1 pseudogene is annotated in these 223 nt (G+C 61.4%); it reads right to left on the bottom strand.

What is annotated here, in order from left to right:
- A pseudogene (locus tag MOV76_RS39705) lies at positions 1–223 on the bottom strand (sugar ABC transporter ATP-binding protein); the annotation flags it as partial.

Below are 223 nucleotides of genomic sequence, written 5' to 3' on the forward strand. Positions count from 1 at the left end.
GCTCGGCTTGCGGTCGAGCAGATGACCGATCTGCAGCATGTCGGAGACTTGGCCGATCGCCTTGACACGCTCCTCCTTCGGCACGCCGCGGATCTCCATGCCGAAGGCGATATTGCCGGCCACCGTCATGTTCGGATAGAGCGCATAGGACTGGAACACCATGGCGATGTCGCGCTTGGAGGGATGCAGACCGCTGATGTCGCGCCCGTCGATCTTGATATCG

The organism is Rhizobium sp. PRIMUS64 (genome assembly GCF_023006465.1).
GTDB classification, from domain to species: domain Bacteria; phylum Pseudomonadota; class Alphaproteobacteria; order Rhizobiales; family Rhizobiaceae; genus Rhizobium; species Rhizobium leguminosarum.